Origin of the sequence: Variovorax sp. MHTC-1 (assembly GCF_003984645.1) — a bacterium.
Taxonomy (GTDB): domain Bacteria; phylum Pseudomonadota; class Gammaproteobacteria; order Burkholderiales; family Burkholderiaceae_C; genus Variovorax.
On sequence record NZ_RWKI01000001.1, the window covers coordinates 672573 to 693634 of the forward strand.

Below are 21062 nucleotides of genomic sequence, written 5' to 3' on the forward strand. Positions count from 1 at the left end.
GCGGAGCACCACGCCATGCCAGCAATGTCCTCACGCGGCCGCGGCCGCCGAACGATCAACGAGATCAACATGGTCCCGTTCATCGACGTGATGCTGGTGCTCCTGATCATCTTCATGGTCACGGCGCCGCTGATCACGCCGAGCGTGATCAACCTGCCCACGGTGGATCGCGCCAACAAGCAGCCCGACAAGCCGATCGAGATCGTCATCAAGAGCGACGACGAGGTGCAGATCAAGAAGGACCCGTCCACCGGCAGCGGCGGCACTTCGATCCCGATGACGCAGATCGGCACGGCCGCCAAGACCGCGCAGGGCGGTGACGACCAGCGCCCAGTGGTGATCAGCGCCGACAAGTCGGTCAAGTATGAAACGGTGGTCAAGGCGATGAACGCGCTCAAGAGAAGCGGCGTCGAACGCGTCGGCCTCTCGGTCACGACCACGGGCACCAGGTGATGGTTTCCTCGCTGATGTCGCTCGGCGCCGACCGGCCGGAATTCGCGCCGCCGCCGCAACGCGGCACCCCGCGTGCCGTGCTGCTGGCGCTGCTGGCGCACGGCCTGCTGATCATCGCGCTGACCTGGGGCGTGAGCTGGCGCCGCGAAGCAGAAGACGCCGCGATCGAAGCCGAGCTCTGGTCGTCGACCGTGCAGCAGGCTGCACCGCGTGCCGTTGCGCCAGTTCCCACGCCGCCCGCGCCCGCCCCCACTCCGGCTCCGGCTCCTCCTCCTCCTCCGCCACCTCCGCCGCAGGCAGTGCGACCGCCGCCTCCCGCGCCGCCGCGGGAGCCCGACATCGCACTCGAACGCGAGAAGAAGCTGCAGGAGCAGCGCGAACGCGAACTCGAACAGCAGCAGCAAAGGCGCCTGGAAGCGCAGCGCAAGGCGGCTCAGGAGAAGAAGGAACAGGAGGCGCGCCAGCGCGCCGAAGACGAAGCGGAGCGCCGCAAGGAAGAACAGCAGAAGCTCGCCGAACAGAAACGCCAGCAGGAAGCCGCCGCCAAACAGGCCGAGGCGGCGCGAAAGAAGGAAGCCGAAGCCAAGCAAGCGGCGCAGGCAGCGAAGGACCGCGCCGATACGCTCCGGCGCATGCAGGCCATGGCAGGCTCCGGAAACGAGAGCGCGACCGGCACGGCGGCGCGCTCCTCTGGACCTTCGGGCGGCTATGCCGCGCGAATCGCCGCGGCCGTTCGGCCCAACATCGTCTACCCGGACGCAGAGCTCGTGAGCGGCAACCCCACCGCCGAGTTCGACGTCAGCCTCGCGCCGGACGGCACTATCGTGGGCGTCAAGCTACGCAAGTCGAGCGGCGTCGCGAACTGGGACGAAGCAGCGGAGCGCGGCCTGCGCAGGACGGAAAAGCTGCCGCGCGACGTCGACGGCCGCATCTTCCCCGCGCTGACCGTGGCACTCCAGCCGAAGCGCTGACGGCGTTCGCTACCCGTACTACTCGTAGACCACCGCCGCACGCCCCGCATCGGCCTGCGCCATCCAGCTCGCGAGTGCGGCATCGGTCGGGAAGAACTTCGCGCGCTCGCCCAGCTGCAGCTCGACCTGCGCGCCGCCGCGCGCCATCGAAAGGCGCACCGCCAAGCCCTGCTGCAGCTCGCCGTGCTCGCTCTGTTCGGTGCGCGGCGGAAAGTCTCGCACCAGCCGCGCGATGTCGGGTGCCTTGCCGTTGACCGCCACGCGCAGGAACTTGCCGAAGCGGCAGCGCGCTGCGGCCAGGTCCCACACCTGCTGCACCTGGAAACGCGCCTCGAAGCCGCCGCGGCCCGGCTGCAGGCGGCCGCTCACGATCACCAGTTCGTCGTCCTTCAGGACGTTGCGGTTGGCGTTGAAGAGCGCCTCGTCGGCAGTCGCGTCGATGGCGCCCGACTTGTCGTCCAGCTTGAAGATCGCGAGCCGCCCGCGCTGGCCGTTGATGACGCGGAAGTCGCTCACGATGCCCGCGATCACCTGCTGCTCGCGGCTGTCGATCAGGTCGTCGATCTCGCGCTTGCAGAAGCGCCGCACCTCGTGCGCCACTTCGTCGAACAGGTGGCCCGAGAGGTAGAAGCCGATCGCCGTCTTCTCGTAGGTCAGGCGTTCCTTCACGCCCCAGGGGGTAGCGTCGATGAGCTCGGGTTCCTGCGTCGCGGAGCCGTGCTCGCAGTCGCCGAAGATATCGACCTGCGAGGCGTTGGCCTCGGTCGCGCTCGCGAATTCGAAGGCGCGGTCGACGGAGGCGGTCAGCGAAGCCCGGTTCTGCTGCAGCGAATCGAAGGCACCGGCCTTGATCAGCGCCTCCACGGTGCGCTTGTTGATGCGCTGGCGGTCCACGCGCACGCAGAAGTCGAACAGGCTCTTGAAGGGACCACCCTCTTCGCGCGCCTTGACCACCGCTTCGACCGCCAACTGCCCGGTGCCCTTGACCGCACCGAGCCCGTAGCGGATGACCTTGTCGGTGACCGGCTCGAAGCGGTAGTTGCCGCGATTCACGTCCGGCGGCTCGAAAGTCATGCCGAAGTTCTTCTGCGCGTCCTCGAACAACACCTTGAGCTTGTCGGTGTCGTCCATTTCCACCGTCATGTTGGCGCAGAAGAACTCGGCCGTGTAATGGACCTTGAGCCAACCGGTGTGATAGGCCAGCAGCGAGTAGGCGGCCGCGTGCGACTTGTTGAAGCCGTAGCCCGCGAACTTCTCCATCAGGTCGAAGATCTCGTCGGCCTTCTGCTGGTCGATGCCGTTCACCGCCGCGCCCTTGCGGAAGATCTCGCGGTGCTCGGCCATCTCCTCGGCCTTTTTCTTGCCCATCGCGCGGCGCAGCAAGTCGGCGCCGCCGAGCGAGTAGCCGCCCAGGATCTGCGCGGTCTGCATCACCTGTTCCTGGTAGACCATGATCCCGTAGGTCTCCGAGAGCATTTCTTCGACCAGCGGATGCGGGTACTCCACCGGCTCGCGGCCGTGCTTGCGCGCGACGAAGCTTGGGATCAGGTCCATCGGGCCCGGACGGTACAGCGCGTTGAGCGCGATCAGGTCTTCCAGCCGCGTCGGCCGCGCGTCCTTCAGCATGCCCTGCATGCCGCGCGATTCGAACTGGAACACGGCCTCGGTCTTGCCCTCGGCGAAGAGCCGGTAGGTCGGCGCATCGTCGAGCCGGATGTTCTCGTAGGCGAAGTTCTCCTGGCCCTTGTGGCGCTGGACGATGAACTCCTTCGCGATCTCGAGGATCGTGAGCGTGGCCAAGCCCAGAAAGTCGAACTTCACCAGGCCGATGGCTTCGACGTCGTCCTTGTCGTACTGGCTCACGGCCGAGTCGCTGCCCGGCTGCTGGTAGAGCGGGCAGAAGTCGGTGAGCTTGCCAGGCGCGATCAACACGCCGCCGGCATGCATGCCGATGTTGCGCGTCATGCCTTCGAGCTTCTGCGCCAGCTCGACCAGCATGCGGACTTCTTCCTCCTTCTCGATGCGGGCCGCCAGCTGCGGCTCCATCTCGATCGCGTAGTTGTTCTTGTCGCCCTCCGGCTTGGGGTTGGGCGGGTACTGGATCGTGACCGGCTGTCCCGGCTTGTTCGGAATCAGCTTGCTGATGCCGTCGCAGAACATGTAGCTCATGTCGAGCACGCGGCCGACGTCGCGGATGGCGGCACGTGCGGCCATGGTGCCGAAGGTCGCGATCTGGCTCACCGCGTCGCGGCCGTACTTGTCCTTCACGTAGTCGATCACGCGGTCGCGGTTGCCCTGGCAGAAGTCGATGTCGAAGTCGGGCATCGAGACGCGCTCGGGATTCAGGAAGCGTTCGAACAGCAGCTTGTATTCGAGCGGATCGAGGTCGGTGATCTTCAGTGCATAGGCCACCAGCGAGCCCGCGCCGGAGCCGCGGCCGGGACCGACCGGGCAGCCGTTCTTCTTGGCCCAGTTGATGAAGTCGCCCACGATCAGGAAGTAACCCGGGAAGCCCATCTTCAGGATCGTGTTGATCTCGAACTCGAGCCGTTCCACGTAGCGCGGGCGCTCGGCATCGCGCTTGGCAACCTCGGGGTACAGGTGCGCGAGACGCTCTTCCAGGCCTTCGAAGGAGGCGACGCGGAAGTACTCCTCGATCGGCATGCCGTTGGGCGTCGGGAAGTTCGGCAGCTGCGGCTTGCCGAGCACCAGCGTGAGGTTGCAGCGCTTGGCGATCTCGACCGTGTTGGCGATCGCGCTCGGCACGTCGGCGAAGAGCGTTTCCATCTCGGCCGCGGACTTGAAATACTGCTCTTGCGTGAACTTGCGCACGCGGCGCGGGTTGCCGAGGATCTCGCCTTCCGAGATGCAGACGCGCGCCTCGTGCGCCTCGAAGTCCTCGGCGGTCGCGAACTGCACCGGATGCGTGGCCACCACCGGCAGCCCGAGCCTTGCGGCCAGCTGCACCGCGGCCACCACGTGCGGCTCGTCCTCGGGGCGACCGGCCCGCTGGAGCTCGATGTAGAAGCGATGCGGGAAGAGGCCTGCCAGCTGCAGCGCGATCTCGGCTGCGCGTTCTTGCTGACCTTGCAGCAGCGCCGCGCCGAGCGGGCCGGCCTGCGCGCCCGAGAGCGCGATCAGCCCGCCCTGCAGTTCCTCGATCCAGGCCAGCTTGCAGACCGCCTGCGCCTGGCCGCGGCCCACGTTTTGCGTCCAGGCGCGCGCCAGCAGCTCGGACAGGTGCAAGTAGCCTTCCGTGTTCTGCACCAAGAGCACGATGCGCGTGAGCGCGCCGATCTCCGCGCCCAGGCCTTCGAGAAACACCTCGGCACCGAGCACCGGCTTGACGCCCTTACCGCGCGCTTCCTTGTAGAACTTGACCGCGCCGAAGAGATTGTTGAGATCGGTGATCGCCAGCGCCGGCTGCCGGTCGGCCGCAGCGGCCTTGACGACTTCGTCGATTCGGTTGGTGCCGTCGACGACGGAAAACTCGGTGTGCAGGCGCAGGTGAACGAACATGGGGTGCATTGTAGAAAGCGGCCCCTCCACCATGTGAGTTGGTCGTACCTACAATCGCGCCCCGTGCAAGAGATTTTGAATATCGCGGCCTACAAGTTCGTCCAGATCGACGACGGCGAGGCCCTGCGCGACACGTTGCGCAAACATACCCATGCGCTGGCCCTCAAGGGCACCATCCTGCTCGCGCCCGAGGGCATCAACCTGTTCCTTGCCGGCGCCGAGCCGGCGGTGCAATCCTTTCTCGAGGGCCTGCGCGCCGATCCACGTTTCGCCGACCTGGAAGCCAAGGAGAGCTGGTCCGACACCCAGCCTTTCCGCCGCATGCTGGTCAAGCTGAAGCGCGAGATCATCCGCATGGACCATCCGGCCATCCAGCCCGCCGCCGGCCGCGCGCCCGGTGTCGATGCGCCCACCCTCAAGCGCTGGCTCGACCAGGGGCACGACGATGCGGGCAAGCCGATCGCGCTGCTCGACACGCGCAACGCCTTCGAGGTCGACCACGGCAGCTTCGACGGCGCGATCGACTGGCGCATCGGCAAGTTCACCGACTTTCCGAAGGCGCTGAAAAAGCATCGCGAAGACCTGGCCGGCAAGACGGTGGTGAGCTTCTGCACCGGCGGCATCCGCTGCGAGAAGGCCGCGATCCTGATGCGCGAGGAAGGCGTCGCCGACGTGCTTCAGCTCGAAGGCGGCATCCTCAAGTACTTCGAGCAGGTCGGCGGCGCGCACTACCACGGCGAGTGCTTCGTGTTCGACGGCCGGGAGACGCTGGCGCCGGACCTGAGCGCGCGAGCCAGCGGGGCCAGCGCCCGGGCCTCGGAAGACCCGGACATCGCGATCAAGCGCTAGACCGGCGTCGTGCCCGTATCGGCCGGCGTCTGCACCTGGAACGGATGTCCCGGCAGCGGGATGAACTCGGTCTCGCCCGGCACGTGGCCCAGGCGCTGCGCGGCCCAGTCGGCGCCGGCTTCGAGGATGCGCTCGCGCCGGCTGGAGACAAAGTTCCATGTGATGAAGCGCGGGCCATCGAGCGGCTCGCCGCCGATGATCACGATGCGAACGGCCTCGCGCGCCTCGATGACACCGCCCTCGCCTTCCGGCAGCATGCCCATCGTATGCTGCGCCACCAATTCACCATCGAGCTGGAAGTTGCCATCGACGGCGTAGACGGCCATCTCCTGCGCCAGGCCCGGCAGTTCGAAACGCGCGCCGGCCGGCAATGCCAGGTCGAGATAGAGCGTTTTGGAAAAGGTCTTCACCGGCGAACGCACGCCGAAGGCTTCGCCCACCAGCACCCGCACGGCCGCACCCTGCACTTCGAGCGCAGGGATCTGCTCCGCCGCCGTGTGGGAAAAGCTGGGCTCGACTTCCTCGTGGGCCTGCGGCAGCGCGGCCCAGAGCTGCAAACCATGGTTGACATAGCTCGCATCGAGCAGATGCTCGGGCTTGCGCTCCGAGTGCACGATGCCGCGCCCCGCCGTCATCCAGTTGATCGCGCCGGGGCGGATCTCCTGCACCACGCCGAGGCTGTCGCGATGCATCATCGCGCCCTCGAAAAGATAGGTGACCGTGGCGAGGCCGATGTGGGGGTGCGGCCGCACGTCGTGCTCGTTGCCGGGCTGCTCGGTGGCCGGCCCGAAGTGATCGAAGAAGACGAAGGGCCCGACCGATCGCCGCTTCGCGGCCGGCAGCAGACGCCGCACCTTGAAGCCTCCGCCCAGGTCCTTGTCATGCGGTCGAAGCAGCAGCAGCGGTTCGGTCATCGTGGTTCCCCGTGGGACGAACGAGATCTTGCCACCTCCGCCACGCGTTCGCCGAAGGCATAGGCCGTGTCGAGATCGCCCTTCGCCATCTCGGCCGGACTGGCATCGGTCGGCGAGGTGGTCAGCAAGCCGTTGTAGCCGCCGACATAGTTGATCGAATCGCGCTTCGCGGCACGGTCGTTGCTCGGCATGAGGCCGAGGCTGACCCACAGGCCGCCGTGCTGGCTGGCGAAGTGCCACAGGTAGGTCAGCGTCGCGTCCTTGTCGCCGTTCATGGCGGCGCTGTTGGTGAAGCCAGCGAAGAGCTTGTTGCGCCAGCCCTGGACGAACCACACCTTCGAAGAGGCATCGGCGAACTTCTTGAACTGCCAGCTCACGCCGCCCATGTAGGTGGGCGAGCCCATGATGATCGCGTCCGCCGCCGCGAGCATCTCCCAGCCGCCGGCCGGGAGCTTGCCGTCGGCGTCGATCGCGAGCAGGTGGGCGCCTGCACCATGGGCCACCGCCTGCGCAATGCGCTGCGTGTGGCCGTAACCCGAATGAAAAACAACGACGATGTTGGTCATGACGTCGAGTATCCGTGAATGACCGCGCGACAAACCATCCGTCACGCGTCAATCAAGGGCTCGCGAAGCGCAGCCTGTTCGTGGAACACCGCGGATCCGGCTTGGCCGGTCCGCTGGTGTTGCCCGGCGAGGGGGTTGGCGGCCACACGAAGTGGGCAAGCCTGGGGGAGTGCCTTACTTCTTGTCGATGCTGAAGCGGCCGGCGCCGAAGGCTGCGATGGCCAGCAGCCCGCCCGCGATCGCGATGTTCTTGAAGAACATCAGCTGGTTCACGTAGGCCTTGTCGGCGGGCATGCCCCAGTAGTTGTGGAAGAACACCGCGGTGGCGACGGTGAACACGGCCAGCACGATGGACACGATGCGCGTCTTGTAGCCGACCAAGAGCAGCAGGCCGAGGCCGAGCTCCACGATGATCGCGATCGCCGCGCCGAGCTGCGGCAGCGGCAGGCCGACCGCGCTGATGTAGCCGACGACGCCGGCGAAGCCGCCGATCTTGCCGAAACCGGCAGGAATGAAGAGCGCCGCGATCAGGACGCGCCCGATGAGCGCGAGCGTGTCCTGCGAAGCGCTCGCGCTGGCGGGGGCGTAGCCGGATGCGGTGGTGGTGGATGCCATTGGAAAGTACTCCTAGGTTGATGAAAAAAAGCGCAGCTTCAGGCCGCGAGGTCGAACACCAGCACTTCGGCATTCTTGCCGGCGCCGAGCGTGAGTTGCGATTCGTCCTTGATCAGGGCCGCATCGCCAGTAGCCAGTTTCGTGCCGTTGACTTCGAGCTCCCCGCGCACCAGGTGCACGTAGCTCTTGCGCTTCGGGTCGAGCGCGAGGCTGGCTTGCTCGTCGCCATCGAGCAGGCCGGCATACATGCGCGCATCGGCATGCACCAACACCGAGCCGTCCGCGCCGTCGGGCGAAGCCACCAGGCGCAGCTGTCCGCGCTTCTCGGCTTCGGAGAAGCTCTTTTGCTCGTAGCCGGGCGCGATGCCGCGCACGTTCGGCTCGATCCAGATCTGCAGGAAGTGCGTGGTCTCGTCGGCCTTGTGGTTGAACTCGCTGTGCATCACGCCGCGGCCGGCGCTCATGCGCTGCACGTCGCCCGGCGGAATCGATTCGACATTGCCCATGCTGTCCTTGTGCGCGAGCTCGCCCGACAGAACGTAGCTGATGATTTCCATGTCCTTGTGGCCGTGGGTGCCGAAGCCGGCGCCCGCGGCGACGCGATCTTCGTTGATCACGCGCAGATTGCCGTAGCCCATGTGGGCCGGATCGTAGTAGCCGGCAAAGGAAAAGCTGTGAAACGAGCGCAGCCAGCCGTGATCGGCATAACCGCGTTCCTGGGACTTGCGAACTTGAAGCATCTTTGAACTCCTGCCCCGCCAGATGGCTCGGGGCCTTCGAATGCCGCGCCGCATGCGCAGCGGATGTGCAGAACTTTAGGGCGCGGCCCCACCCTCGAAAGCGCCGGCTTTTGATGGCATCATTCAATTTTTTTGAATGGTCGATCGCTATGCCCAGCGCCCGTGATGTCCTGACGCCCGACGCCTTCGCGATGCTGCAGACGGTGGTCGAGACCGGCAGCTTCGCCGCCGCCGCCCGCGCGCTGGACCTCGTGCCCAGCGCGCTCAGCTACCGCGTGCGCCAGATCGAAGACGCCCTCGACGTGCTGCTCTTCGACCGCAGCGCGCGCCAGGCGCGGCTGACGGAAGCCGGCGTCGAGCTGCTGCGCGAGGCTTCGTGGCTGCTCGGCGAGATCGATGCGGTGGCCAACCGCGTCAAGCGCGTCGCGACCGGCTGGGAGCCGATGCTCACGATCGCGGTCGACAGCGTGATCGCGCGCGATCCGATGCTCGACCTGGCCACCGCCTTCTTCGCGCTCGATCCGCCGACCCGGCTCAAGCTGCGCGACGAGACCCTGCTCGGCACCATCGAGGCGCTCACCAGCGGCGAGGCCGATCTCGCCGTCGGCGCCGTGCTCGACGCCTCCAGCCTCGCCTTCGGCGCCACCGGCGTCCGAAGCCGCCCGCTGGGCCAGCTGCATTTCGTCTATGCCGTGGCGCCGCACCATCCGCTGGCCCGCATCGAAGGCCCGCTCTCCGATGCCGTGCTGCGCCGGCACCGCGCGGTGGCCGCGGCCGACTCCTCGCGCACCGGTCCGAGCATGACGGTCAATCTCGTGGGCGGCCAGGACGTGCTCACCGTGCCCACCATGCACGCGAAGCTAGCCGCGCAACTGCATGGCCTGGGCGCCGGCTTCCTGCCCGAGCCGATGGCGCGCCCCTACATCGAAGCAGGCCACCTGGTCGAGCGCAAGACCGAACGCGCGCCGCCGATCGGCACCATGCATTGCGCCTGGCGCGAGCGCACTGCCGGCAAGCCGGGGCGTGCGCTGAAATGGTGGCTCGAACAGTTCGAGCACGAAGGCACGCGTCGGGCGCTCCTTGAACGGCATCGCGGCCGATAGGAATGTGGCCTCCCGGCTTGCCACTTCGTGTGCTTCGCCACCTCCCGAGGAGGAGGCTCGGCCGCCTTGGGGCGGCCCGGCGCCGGCCGATAGGAATTGGGCCTCCCGGCTTGCCACTTCGTGTGCTTCGCCACCTCCCGAGAAGGAGGCTCGGCCGCCTTGGGGCGGCCCGGCGCCGGCCGATAGGAATTGGGCCTCCCGGCTTGCCACTTCGTGTGCTTCGCCACCTCCCGAGGAGGAGGCTCGGCCGCCTTGGGGCGGCCCGGCGCCGGCCGATAGGAATTGGGCCTCCCGGCTTGCCACTTCGTATGCTTCGCCACCTCCCGAGGAGGAGGCTCGGCCGCCTTGGGGCGGCCCGGCGCCGGCCGATGAATATTTCAAGACGGTTAGAGTTCTCCTTGATCGCCAACAGAAACGAGACCGCCAACATGCCCACCTCCCGCTCCACAGCCGATCGCCACCGATCCAACTCTTCACGCCACTACGCCGTCGTCGGCGCGGGCATGGCGGGCGTCGCCTGCGCCCGCACCCTCGTGCAGGCCGGCCACCGCGTCAGCGTGTTCGAGCGCGAAGCCGCCGCCGGCGGCCGCATGGCGAGCGAATCCACACCCTTCGGCAAGTTCGACAGCGGCGCCCAGTACTTCACCGTGCGCGATCCGCGCTTTGCGCGCGTGCTGCAAACCGTGCCCCAGCTTTGCAAGCCCTGGAGCGCCAATCTCGTGCGCGTGCTCGACGCGCACGGCCGCGTCGCCGAGGCCGCCCTGCCCGCGCGCGAGCCGCACTGGGTCGCCCAGCCCGGCATGGACGCCCTGGTCGCGCATTGGGCCGCGCCACTGGGCGATGCGCTCGTGACGCGCACCCAGGTCACGACCATCGAGCGCGACGCGCTGGACGGCAAGCGCTGGCAGCTGCGCACCGCGGGCACCGACGATTCGCAGCACGTGTACTCGGGTTTCGATGGCGTGCTGCTGGCGGTGCCGCCGGCCCGCACGCGCGCCCTGCTCGACAACGGCAAGCTCTCCGCCGACATCAGCGAGAAGATCGAAGCGGTGCGCATCGCGCCCTGCTGGACGCTGATGATCGCCTTCCCGCAGGCCAACCAGGCGAACCTCTCCCACCTCGGCCCGCAATGGAACGCCGCGCGCAGCACCCACCATCGCGTGGCCTGGCTGGCACGCGAATCTTCCAAGCCGGGGCGTGATCGCATCGAGCGCTGGACGCTGCAGGCCAGCCCGGCCTGGTCGCACGAGCACCTGCGCGACGACGCCTCGCGCGTCGAAGCCAAGCTGCTGCGCGCCTTCGCCGAAATCACCGGCATCCGCGCCGTGCCCTCGCACGCGCAGGCGCGCTGCTGGCCCGAAGCCCAGACCCAGGTGCCGGTCGGCAAGCCGCACCTGTGGGACGCCAAGGCCCGCATCGGCGTGGCCGGCGACTGGTGCACCGGGCACCGTGTCGAAGACGCGTTTCTTTCGGGTCTTTCGCTGGCGCTCAAAGTGGCGTGATACCCACCGGCAGATTTGCGCCCTCGCCGACCGGCCCCTTGCACGCGGGCTCGCTGGTGGCCGCGCTGGCTAGCTGGCTCGACGTGCGCGCCCGCGGCCCGCGGGCGCGCTGGCTGGTGCGCATCGAAGATGCCGACACCGAGCGCTGCCTGCCCGGCATGGGCGAACACATCCTCTCGCAGCTCGCGGCCTGCGGCCTCGTGCCTGACGCGACGCCTGTGTGGCAGACGCAGCGCACCGCGCTCTACGCGCACGCACTCGATCACCTGAAAGCCCTGGGCCTCAGCTATCCCTGCGGCTGCTCGCGAAAGGACATCGACGAGGCACTGGCCCTGCGCGGCGTGCCGCACACTCGGCACGGCGAACGCGTCTATCCCGGCACCTGCCGCGACGGCCTGCAGGGCAAGCCGGCGCGCGCCTGGCGCTTCGCGGCGACGCAATTCGAAGCCGCGCGCGCATCGAAAGCCGTGTGTTGGACAGACCGCCGCATCGGCCTGCAATGCCAGGACGTGACGCACGAAGTCGGCGACTTCGTGCTCAAGCGCGCCGACGGCCCTTGGGCCTACCAGCTCGCCGTGGTGGTCGACGATGCCGACCAGGGCGTGACGGACGTGGTGCGCGGCGAAGACCTGGCCGACAACACGGCGCGCCAGATCCTGCTGCAGCGCGCGCTCGGCCTGCCGACGCCGAGCTACCTGCATACGCCGCTGGTGCTCGGCGTCGATGGCGAGAAGCTCTCCAAGCAGAACGGCGCGGCGCCGCTCGATACCGGCACGCGGGCTGCGGCGCTCACGGCCCTCGATGCCGCAGCGCGGGTGCTCGGCCTCGAAGCCAGCACGGCTGCGACGCGTGCCGACGCACTCGCGGGCTGGGTCGCAGGCTGGCGGGCTCTCTACAATCCTTCCCCCTGATGACCCTGCCTGCCACCGATCCCCCCGCGCGCGAAAGCGCGTCCCCCGCCGACGAAGACGCACCCCACCCCTTGCACCGCAGGCTCAAGAGCTTCGTCAAGCGCGCCGGCCGAACCACCGAGGGCCAGGCGCGCGCCTTCGCCGAGCTGGGGCCGCTGTTCGTCCTGCCCTATCGCCCCGAGCCGCTGGACATCGCCGCCGCCTTCGGCCGCAACGCGCCGACCGTGCTGGAGATCGGCTTCGGCATGGGCGAGGCCACCGCGCACATCGCGGCGCTCCAGCCCGAGAAGAACTTCTTGTGCTGCGAGGTGCACGAGCCCGGCGTCGGTGCGCTGCTCAAGCGCATCGGCGAACAGCAGCTCGGGAACATCCGCATCTGCGCCCACGATGCGGTCGACGTCATCGACCACATGCTGGCCCCCGGCATGCTGGCCGGCGTGCACGTGTTCTTTCCGGACCCGTGGCACAAGACGCGGCACAACAAGCGCCGGCTGATCCAGCCGCCCTTCGTGCGCAAGCTGGCCGACCGGCTCGCGCCCGGCGGCTACCTGCATTGCGCGACCGACTGGCAGCCCTATGCCGAGCAGATGCTCGAGGTGCTGTCGCAGGAGCCGCTGCTGCGCAACACGGCGGCGGGCTATGCGCCCAAGCCGGACTACCGGCCGCTCACCAAGTTCGAGAACCGCGGCCTCAAGCTGGGCCACGGCGTGTGGGACGTGGTGTTCGACCGCGTGTAGTCCGCGCTCAGTGGGCGATGCGGTACACGTCGTCGGTCTGAAGTTCCCCCTGCGCCGCCAGCACGTGCTTCTGCGCGGCCATGATGAGCGCCGCACGATAGGCCGAGCGGCTGGCGATCTTGGTGTGCGCGATCAGCGTCTGCCATTCGCGCTCCAGCGTCTGCGGCGAGCGGTCGACCGAGCGGTTCATCAGCGCCTGGCTCACGTCGATCAACGCCGCGGCCGAGCCGAGGCAGATGCCGATGGCCGACTGCGCGGCACTGGTGCAGAAACGGCCGTCTTCGGCCGGTTTGTTCGAATGCAGGATGTCCAGCGGCATGTTGGCGGTGGGACCCTCGTACGGCGCTCCCTGCATGTCGCTGTCGGCACGGGCCAGCACCTGCTCGATGGTGGCGAGAGCGCTTTCCAGCAAGGCGATATCGGATGGCTTTTTCTTCATGTCAGTTGCCGGGGACAAGAGCCCGGGATCGGCAGGAATGTTGCCATCGGAGCGCGCTATCGCCGCGTGCAAAAAGCCACGCATCCAATACAAAAGCCAACAACCCCCGATCCAGGCCCATGACCCCGCCCATCGAAGCAGGTGGGACGTGACTTAATACCTTCGTCTAAGGCATCGAAGTTGCTACATTTTTTTGATTGATGTAGCGAAAGGTTTCTCATGGATCTGTCACGCAGACTTTGGCTGGGCAAGGTGGGGGCCACGATGCTGCTGGGCGGTGGCCTCGGCACGAGCCGGATCGGCCAGGCGCAGACCGCGCGTACTCCTGCGTCCGCCGCGGCGGCGCGCACCGTGATCCTCGGGCAGTCGGTGCCGCTGACAGGCGCCGCCAGCGAGATCGGCCTGGCCTTCGCCGCCGGCTGCCGGCTCTACGCGACCCATTTCAACGAGACGCACGCCACCGGCGGCATCCAGCTCAAGCTGCTGCAGCTCGACGACGGCTACGATGCCGCGCGCGCCGCCGCCAATGCGCGCACCCTGCTCACTACCGACAAGGCCGACATGTTGTTCGGCTTCGTCGGCACCGCCAGCAGCGAGGCCGGTGCCGCCGCGGCCGCGCAGCAGGGCACGCTGCTCTTCGCGCCCTTCGCCGCCTCGGACAGCCTGCGCGCCGCCGCGCATCCGAACGTGTTCCACGTGCGTCCCAGCATGGCCGACGAGGCCTTCAAGATCGTGCGCCAGTGCGCCACCGTGGGTCAGACGCGCATCGCGCTGGTCGGTGACGAGGACGCCATGGGCCGCGCCGGCCTCGCCGCCGTGCAGCAGGCCATGACCGATCAGAAGCTCGGCCCCCTGGTGGCGAGCGCGCTGGTGCCTGCCGCCGGCGACAAGCTCGATGCGGCGCTGGCTGCGGTGCAGAAGCAGAACCCGCAGGCCATCGTGCTGGTGTCGCTCTCGAGCACCACCGCCAACGTGATCCGCAAGCTGCGCAAGGGCGGCTATTCCGGCGCCTTCATGGCCTTCTCGATCGTCGGCATCGATCCGCTCTACGCGGCACTGGGCAAGGACATCGGCGGCATCGTGATCTCGCAGGTCGTACCCTCGCCGCGGCCTTCGGGCATTCCGATCGTCAAGGAGTACCTCGCGGCCATCGACAACTCCGACCAGACGGCCTCCTACGAAGGCCTGGAAGGCTTCATCGCCGCCAAGGCCGCGGGCGAAGCGGTTCGCCGCGCCGGCCGCGGCTTCACGCCTGCGAACCTGCAGCGCGTGATGGCCGGCATGACGGACTATGACGTCGGCGGCTTCCGCATCAACCTGCGCCCCGGCCTGCGCGATCCGCAGCGCAGCATCGATCTGATCAGCATCACGGCCGACGGGCGGGTTCTTCGCTAGCCGGGGCGCGCACGTTCGGGGTTTACCAGGGCCCTGGACTGTCAAATTCCTGACAGTTGGCGGTCACGCGCGGGTCTACAGTGGGCCGCACCCCACTGGAGACAAATCCCATGAGCGCAAGAGCGAACTTCACCCGCATGCAGAACAGCACGCGGGAAGACTGGCAATTGATCGGCGCCGAGTTCAAGGCTGCGCTGCAGCGCGAAGCCGCCGCCTGATCCACCTCGAAGGAAACCCCATGAACGCCAACGCCTCATCCGAAATCCAGAAGCTCGTGTCCGCCGAAGAGTGGCAGCTGCGCGTCGACCTCGCGGCCTGCTACCGGCTGGTCGCGCTGTACGGCTGGAGCGACCTCGTCTTCACGCACATCAGCGCGCGTGTGCCCGGGCCCGAACACCACTTTCTCATCAACCCCTACGGCCTGATGTTCGACGAGATCACGGCGTCGAGCCTGATCAAGGTCGACCAGGACTGCAACAAGATCATCGACTCGCCCTACCCCGTCAACCCGGCCGGCTTCGTGATCCACAGCGCGGTGCATGCGGCGCGCGAAGACGTCCAGTGCGTGCTGCACACCCACACGCGCGCCGGCATCGCGGTGAGCGCGCAGAAGAACGGCGTGCTGCCCATCAGCCAGCAGTCGACCTTCGTGCTGGCCTCATTGGCCTACCACGACTACGAAGGCGTGGCCTTCCGCGACGACGAGAAGCCGCGCCTGCAAGCCGACATGGGCGACGCCAACTTCCTGATGCTGCGCAACCACGGCCTGCTCACAGTGGGCAAGACCATTGCCGACGCCTTCCTCTCGATGTACGTCTTCGAGACCACCTGCCAGATCCAGATCGCCGCGCAGTCCGGCGGCAGCGAGCTCACGCAGGTGAACCCGAAGATCGTCGAGGGCGTGGGCCAGGCGATGAAGGTGCAGACCGGCGGCCTCGGCGGTGCCTTCGTCTGGCCTTCGCTGATCCGCAAGCTCGATCGCATCGATCCCGGCTACAAGCAGTAACCGACGATGAAAGCCGCCTCGTACAAACCCTGAGTGCGGTGACGGCGGATCGACAGCTTCGCTTTCTACGATTTCTCCAGGGCATCCCGACGCTGGATGCCCACGGCGCAGTTCGCGCACACCAGGAGACATCGACATGCAGATCACGGGTATGTTGCACGGCGCGCGGCTGCTGCAGTTCGCGGGCTTCCCCGCCACCGAGGTGCTGGGGCCCGCGGCCAGCGAAGAAGAGATCAAGGCGCTGATCGACAAGCATGGCCTCATCTTCGTCAAGCCGGTCTTCAAGGGCGGCATCGGCAAGAAGGGCAAGGCCGGGCTGCTGGGCCGCGCCACCGACCTGAAGACTGCGCTGGCCGAGAAGGAGCGCCTCTACTTCGCCGAGCACCGCGTCGGCCATGTGAAGGCCAAGGCCAACGGCGTGACCTTCGAGGCCGGCGTGCCGGCCAAGCACGAGGTCTACTTCTCGATCAGCGACTCCACGCGCTTCCGCGCGCCGACCATGACGCTCACGCACATGGGCGGCATGGACATCGAGGAGCTCGACAAGGGCCAGGTCGCGATGGTGCCCTTCGATCCGCTGACCGGCCTCAAGGCCTTCGTGGTGGCCAATGCGCTGACCGAGATCGGCGCGCCCAAGGAGATCATCTCGCCGCTGGTGCAGCAGCTGCCCAAGCTGTGGGAGCTGTTCCACGACTTCGGCATGACCACGCTGGAGCTCAACCCGATCCGCATGCGCGAGGACAAGAAGGGCCGCCTCACGCCGGTGGCCTGCGACTTCAAGTGCGGCTTCGATCGCGACGATCCGCGCTGGCTGCGCCTGGGCCTGCCGCCGCACCTGTTCGCGGCCGACTACTCCGACTTCGAGCAGGAGATCAACACGCTGCGCACGCACCAAGGCCAGAGCGATGTCTACGTGATCAACGAGCGCGGCACGGTACTGGCCCCGACCTTCGGCGGCGGCGCCAATTCGCTGGTGACCGAGATGCTGGGCGACGACGCGATCATCAGCTCCGACTTCGGCGGCAACCCGCCCTACGAGAAGATGAAGGAGGTGGCGCGCATCTGCTTCAAGCACTGGCTGAAGCAAGCCAACGTGCTCTTCATCATCGGCGGCAAGAGCAACAACACCGACATCTTCGAGACCCTGCGCGCGATGGCCGACGCGCTGCGCGAGCACTTCAGCCAGCACGGGCCGACGCCGCTCTACGTAGTGCTGGGCCGCGGCGGGCCGAACCTGGTGCGCGGCATGGGCGCATTGCGCGACACCTGCGACGCGCTGGGCCTGCCCTATCGCCTCTTCGGCTTCGACTCCGACATGAGCGAGGTGATCCAGTTCGCGAAGAAGGTCAACGGCTGGATGAAGGACGGCGGGCGCGAGCAGATCGCGGCCCGGCTCGGCATCCAGCCCCCCGCCAACGCCAACGCCGGCTGACAAGAGGAGTCATCACCATGCAAGCCAACTGGCAGAAAAAAGGCGTCGGCGACTTCAAGTACCACGTCGGCATCAGCTCGCTCACGCAGGTGGCGTCGCGCGACGACCGCGTCTGCGTGCTCAACATCCTGGGCGGCGAATCGAGCGAGGTGACGCCCGTGAGCCATGCGTACTCCGGCGGCAACGTGGTGTGCGGCACGGCGCCCGGCAAGGGCGGGGCCGTGCTCGAGACGAGCATCGGCAACATCCCGGTCTACAACAACGTGCGCGATGCGCTGGCCGCGGGCCACCGCTTCAGCTGCGGCGTGGTCTATCTGCCGCCCTCGGCCGCGCGCGATGGGGTGGCCGAGCTGATCCGCGTCAACCCCGACCTGCGCAAGATCTTCATCATCACCGAAAAGATTTCTGTCCACGACGCGCGCGAGATCCGCGCCATGGGGCAGCAGAACGGCATCGACATCTTCGGCGCCAACGGTCTCGGCGTGGCCGACTCGTGGAACCAGGTGCGCATCGGCGGCGCACTGGGCGGCGACAAGCCCGGCGATTCGCTGCGGCCGGGCTCGATCGCGATCTTCTCCAACTCGGGCGGCTTCTCGACCACCATCGCGCAGTACCTGCGCATGGCGGGCTGGGGCACCACCACCGTCATCTCCTCGGGCAAGGACGTCTACATCCACTACGCGGCGCCCGAGTTCGCCTTCGCGCTGGCCAACGATGCGCGCAGCAAGGCGGCTGTGCTGTACTGCGAGCCCGGTGGCTACTACGAGTTCGACGCCCGGTTCACCAAGCCGGTGGTGGCCTGCGTGGTCGGCCGCTGGAAGAGCAAGCTCACGCGCGCCGTCGGCCATGCCGGCGCGATGGCCGGCGGCTCGGACGACGCGCTGGCGAAGGAGCGCTGGTTCATGGACAAGTTCGGCGTCGATGCGATCTTCACGCCCGACAACCCGGTGTTCTCGGCCAAGGGCGCGCTGGTGACCAACATCGCCCACATTCCTGCCGCGCTGACGGCCGTGATGCGCGCGAACGCCACCATGCCGGACTTCGCGGCCGAGGGGAACCTCGCGCTCAAGCCTTGGTTCGGTTCCGACGAAGGGCTTCAGCTTCCCGATGAACTGCGCCTGCCGGTGGTGGAGGCGCTCGCGCCCTACAACGAACAGGTCGCGCTGCTCAACACGCAGATCGGCGGCGTGGTGCCGCGCCAGGCCATGAAGGATGCTTCCGGCGCCTCGCAGATGGACACGAAAACGCAGGTCAGCAGCCTGCACGGCACGAGCATGCTCGATGCCGCCACGCTGCCGCTGGAATCGAACGTCGCGCTCGCGCTGGTGCACGATGCCGGCGGCGAGAACGACCGCAAGCTGATCGCGCCCGCGGTCGCGGCCTACGTCAACCTGCACGGGCGGCCCGAGCTGGTGGCGGCCGAAGCCAGCCGCGAGGCCGGCAATGCACCCAACGCGGTGCTGGCGGCCGCGGCCGCCATCGTCGGGCCGAAGCGGCAGCAGGCGGCGCGCGCCGCGCTCAAGTTCATGCTCGAGCGCTTCCATGCCGCCGGGCTAGGCACCGAGTTCGGCGCCTCGCTGAGCGAAGACTTCGACATCGCCAAGGTCGACGCCTCGGACCCGCCCGGGCTCACGACCGATACACCCGATGCCCGTGCACAGGCCTTGATTGCCGGCGTCCAGGCGCGCGGCGCGCGCTCGGTGTTCCTGCGCTGGCTGCAGAGCCGGCCCGGCCATCCGACCGAGGCCGCAGTACTGGCCGCGATCTCGGCCACGCTGGCCTGGGGCCCGCTCTCGCGCAAGCGCATCTCGCTCATCACCGCCCAGAATTTCCCCTGGTGGCTGCAGCTGTTCGGCACCCTGATCGGCGCTTCGGCGGAAGCCTCGCGGCACGAGGCCGGGCGCTTCTGCGGCGTCGCGCAGGAGCAGATGCTGGGAAGCCTCAGCCTGGGCGAGATCGCCTTCGCGGCACTGCTGGGCCACACGCCGGGCGAGAAGGACCTGTTCGCCTTCCAGACGCTGGTCGGCCTGCTGCTGACCAACGGCCCGGGCGCCATCTCGGCACAGGGCGCCAAGGGCGCGGTGTCGGCCGACGGACCCGAGCAGCCCGAGCGCGTGCAGCTCAACAAGGCGCTGGTCGGCTTCCTCACGCACACTGGCTATGCGCACGGCGGCAACGGCTACGAGGGCATCGCCTACCTCAACGAGCAGTTCAAGGCGAGCGGCTTGACGGACCCGAGCGCCAAGGACCATGGCATCGACCTGAAGGCACTGGCCGCGCGTGCGGTGGAGCAATACGCGCAATACAAGAGCCAGAAGAAGACCGTGGGCAGCCTCGACATCGCGAAGCTGCCGGGCGTGAACCATCCGGTGTTCAAGGACAAGCCGGTCAACTTCGATCCGCGCGAAGTGTTCATCGCGAAGCTGCAGGAGGCGCGCGGCGACAGCAACGTGTTCCACGACTTCTACCGCGCGCTGGTGCAGCAGCTGTTCGACGCCGGCGTCTCGCGCAACGTCTATTGCGTGAACGTGGACGCGGTGATCGCGGCCCTGCTGCTCAAGATGCTGTGGAAGCCGCTGCAATCCGGCGAGATCGGCGAGCGCGAGCTCGAGACTGCAGCCTTCACGATCTTCCTCTACCCGCGCATGCTGGGCTGCGCGGCCGAGATCGACGACCACCTGAACCGCGGACGCAACATGGACACGCGCACGGTGGCGTCGCTCTGCAAGTTCGTCGCCTGATAAAAGCTCACCCCCAGGCTCCCCACTTCGTGTGGTCCGCCAACCCCCTCACCGGGGGCAACACCAGCGGCCCGGCAAAGCCGGTTCCGCGGTGTTCCCCGAATGTCGTCCTCCTCAGCGTGCCGCAAGCAGAGCGCCAAAACCTCAGAACCTGGACCAAGTCACCCTTCCGCGGGCCGGAGGCGGCGCTACGGAACGGGGATGAACTTCGTGACGATCACAAGTGAATTGATCACGAGCCAGAAGGCCGCGAAGTCCAATGCCCATGCCCGCTTCGGCACGATGCGCGGCTTCTTCGGCGGCGCCACCGCTCCGCCCGAATCCCTGCTTGCGTAGAAGGCCGGCAGCTTGTGCGAACAGCATTTGCAAAACCGCGCAGAGCCCATGTTGATGGTGCTGCAGGCCTCGCAGATTTCCGCTGAGGCAGTGCCTGCTTGCAACCTCGCCAGATCGATGAGGTTTCCGAAGGCGACGCCCGATGACGCGGCCGGAGGCTCGGCAAAGGAAACAGAAGAAGCGGCAGTCATGGATGCTCTCCTCGACGAAGGACAGATGCAGGTTCACCGAAGGTTTGCCCGGTGCCGCAGTACCGGTCTGCCTGGGCTTGCGCGAAGCTGCGTCCCAATCGTTGCTCCGCGATCGCGAGTCTCGCGAACATCAGCAGCTCTGCGTCGGTAGGCCCGCGCCCCGCACCCTCGATGTGCCTGCGGAAGGCGCGAACGATGCGGCGCTGTATCGCTTTCCGGACATGGGTCGCTGCAGCAAAGGCCCGGTACGCGCTCATTTCATGAGGAGCGGCCGAAACTCGCGGCGCCGCCGTGTTGCGTCGCCCCGCAACGATCGGTCGGCCATTCCTCCAGGTGGTGATTTTTTTCTCGCTATGTGTGACAGGCTTTGACATTTTTTCTCCTGAGGGAAGCACCTTGGATGTGAAATCTTCACATCTATAGTGCTCTTGTCTTATAGTGACGTACGTCTTTTTGTAAGACAGCGACCCAAGTCGCTGTCCAGTTGGTAACTGGGCGTTAAGCCCGTCACTTTCCGAGAACCCATTGCCCGGCGACAAGGCACAGATCACAGAAAGCCAACTTGCCTGGGTCCTGGCGGCTTGCGCACGCGTCATGCGCCCGTTGGTCAGGCTCGCGCTGGCCTTCGGTGTCAAGCACCCG

At 67.4% G+C, this 21062-nt stretch carries 19 protein-coding genes; 11 read left to right on the top strand and 8 right to left on the bottom strand.

The genetic code is table 11. The annotated features are described in order from the left end of the window. The first annotated feature begins 15 nt into the window (after positions 1-15). Both EJI01_RS03205 and tolA read left to right on the top strand, forming a co-directional pair. Positions 16-453, top strand: coding sequence for an ExbD/TolR family protein (locus tag EJI01_RS03205; protein ID WP_126835639.1), 438 nt, complete (start codon positions 16-18; stop codon positions 451-453). 14 nt (positions 454-467) lie between these two features. Next, on the top strand, positions 468-1424 hold the full coding sequence (tolA, locus tag EJI01_RS03210) for a cell envelope integrity protein TolA (RefSeq protein ID WP_126835698.1): 957 nt from the start codon (positions 468-470) through the stop codon (positions 1422-1424). 18 nt (positions 1425-1442) lie between these two features. On the opposite strand, the gene dnaE is transcribed toward tolA, so the two are convergent. Next, on the bottom strand, positions 1443-4943 hold the full coding sequence (dnaE, locus tag EJI01_RS03215) for a DNA polymerase III subunit alpha (protein ID WP_126835640.1): 3501 nt from the start codon (positions 4941-4943) through the stop codon (positions 1443-1445). Positions 4944-5006: 63 nt separating this feature from the next. Between dnaE and EJI01_RS03220 the strand changes: the two genes are divergently transcribed. Continuing rightward, positions 5007-5792 carry a sulfurtransferase gene (locus tag EJI01_RS03220; protein ID WP_126835641.1) on the top strand — a complete coding sequence of 262 codons (786 nt, stop codon included), beginning with the start codon at positions 5007-5009 and terminating at the stop codon, positions 5790-5792. Here EJI01_RS03220 and EJI01_RS03225 read toward each other — a convergent pair. The 4 genes from EJI01_RS03225 to EJI01_RS03240 all read right to left on the bottom strand — a co-directional run bounded on the left by EJI01_RS03225 (position 5789) and on the right by EJI01_RS03240 (position 8627). After that, positions 5789-6706 (bottom strand): pirin family protein, encoded by a 918-nt coding sequence (locus EJI01_RS03225; protein WP_126835642.1) that lies wholly within the window; start codon positions 6704-6706, stop codon positions 5789-5791. The two genes, EJI01_RS03220 and EJI01_RS03225, sit on opposite strands and share 4 nt — an antisense overlap. Then, complete coding sequence (locus EJI01_RS03230) at positions 6703-7272, bottom strand: flavodoxin family protein (protein WP_126835643.1); 570 nt, start codon at positions 7270-7272, stop codon at positions 6703-6705. The genes EJI01_RS03225 and EJI01_RS03230 overlap by 4 nt, the downstream gene beginning before the upstream one ends. 174 nt (positions 7273-7446) lie before the next feature. Then, entirely contained in the window at positions 7447-7887 is a 441-nt protein-coding gene (locus EJI01_RS03235; RefSeq protein WP_126835644.1) for a DoxX family protein, read from the bottom strand. A 38-nt stretch (positions 7888-7925) separates the two neighbouring features. Further along, positions 7926-8627 carry a pirin family protein gene (locus EJI01_RS03240; RefSeq protein ID WP_126835645.1) on the bottom strand — a complete coding sequence of 234 codons (702 nt, stop codon included), beginning with the start codon at positions 8625-8627 and terminating at the stop codon, positions 7926-7928. A gap of 149 nt (positions 8628-8776) precedes the next feature. On the opposite strand from EJI01_RS03240, the gene EJI01_RS03245 reads away from it, so the two are divergent. The 4 genes from EJI01_RS03245 to trmB all read left to right on the top strand — a co-directional run bounded on the left by EJI01_RS03245 (position 8777) and on the right by trmB (position 12880). Then, positions 8777-9730 (top strand): LysR family transcriptional regulator, encoded by a 954-nt coding sequence (locus tag EJI01_RS03245; protein ID WP_126835646.1) that lies wholly within the window; start codon positions 8777-8779, stop codon positions 9728-9730. A 428-nt stretch (positions 9731-10158) separates the two neighbouring features. Further along, positions 10159-11232 (top strand): NAD(P)/FAD-dependent oxidoreductase, encoded by a 1074-nt coding sequence (locus EJI01_RS03250; RefSeq protein WP_126835647.1) that lies wholly within the window; start codon positions 10159-10161, stop codon positions 11230-11232. After that, positions 11229-12143, top strand: coding sequence for a tRNA glutamyl-Q(34) synthetase GluQRS (gene gluQRS, locus EJI01_RS03255; protein WP_126835648.1), 915 nt, complete (start codon positions 11229-11231; stop codon positions 12141-12143). Before EJI01_RS03250 ends, gluQRS begins: the two co-directional genes overlap by 4 nt. Beyond that, the gene (trmB, locus tag EJI01_RS03260) at positions 12143-12880 is read left to right on the top strand and encodes a tRNA (guanosine(46)-N7)-methyltransferase TrmB (RefSeq protein ID WP_126835649.1); all 738 of its coding nucleotides are present in this window, start codon (positions 12143-12145) and stop codon (positions 12878-12880) included. Before gluQRS ends, trmB begins: the two co-directional genes overlap by 1 nt. A gap of 7 nt (positions 12881-12887) precedes the next feature. Here the strand turns inward: trmB and EJI01_RS03265 are convergent, their stop codons facing one another. Beyond that, positions 12888-13319 carry a hypothetical protein gene (locus EJI01_RS03265; RefSeq protein WP_126835650.1) on the bottom strand — a complete coding sequence of 144 codons (432 nt, stop codon included), beginning with the start codon at positions 13317-13319 and terminating at the stop codon, positions 12888-12890. A gap of 219 nt (positions 13320-13538) precedes the next feature. Here EJI01_RS03265 and EJI01_RS03270 point away from each other — a divergent pair, with 219 nt between their 5' ends. The 4 genes from EJI01_RS03270 to EJI01_RS03290 all read left to right on the top strand — a co-directional run bounded on the left by EJI01_RS03270 (position 13539) and on the right by EJI01_RS03290 (position 19893). Then, entirely contained in the window at positions 13539-14714 is a 1176-nt protein-coding gene (locus EJI01_RS03270) for an ABC transporter substrate-binding protein (RefSeq protein WP_126835651.1), read from the top strand. A gap of 238 nt (positions 14715-14952) precedes the next feature. After that, positions 14953-15720: a class II aldolase/adducin family protein gene (locus EJI01_RS03280; protein WP_126835652.1), complete on the top strand. Its 768-nt coding sequence runs from the start codon at positions 14953-14955 to the stop codon at positions 15718-15720. Between the two features lie 136 nt (positions 15721-15856). Further along, positions 15857-17152, top strand: coding sequence for an ATP citrate lyase citrate-binding domain-containing protein (locus EJI01_RS03285; RefSeq protein WP_126835653.1), 1296 nt, complete (start codon positions 15857-15859; stop codon positions 17150-17152). 17 nt (positions 17153-17169) lie between these two features. Further along, on the top strand, positions 17170-19893 hold the full coding sequence (locus EJI01_RS03290) for a CoA-binding protein (RefSeq protein ID WP_126835654.1): 2724 nt from the start codon (positions 17170-17172) through the stop codon (positions 19891-19893). Positions 19894-20081: 188 nt separating this feature from the next. Here the strand turns inward: EJI01_RS03290 and EJI01_RS03295 are convergent, their stop codons facing one another. Both EJI01_RS03295 and EJI01_RS29050 read right to left on the bottom strand, forming a co-directional pair. Then, a complete protein-coding gene (locus tag EJI01_RS03295) occupies positions 20082-20420 on the bottom strand; it encodes a hypothetical protein (RefSeq protein WP_126835655.1) in 339 nt (112 codons plus the stop codon). Further along, the coding region (locus EJI01_RS29050) for a hypothetical protein (protein WP_221885627.1) at positions 20417-21062 on the bottom strand (646 nt) is incomplete at its 5' end. The genes EJI01_RS29050 and EJI01_RS03295, both read right to left, overlap by 4 nt.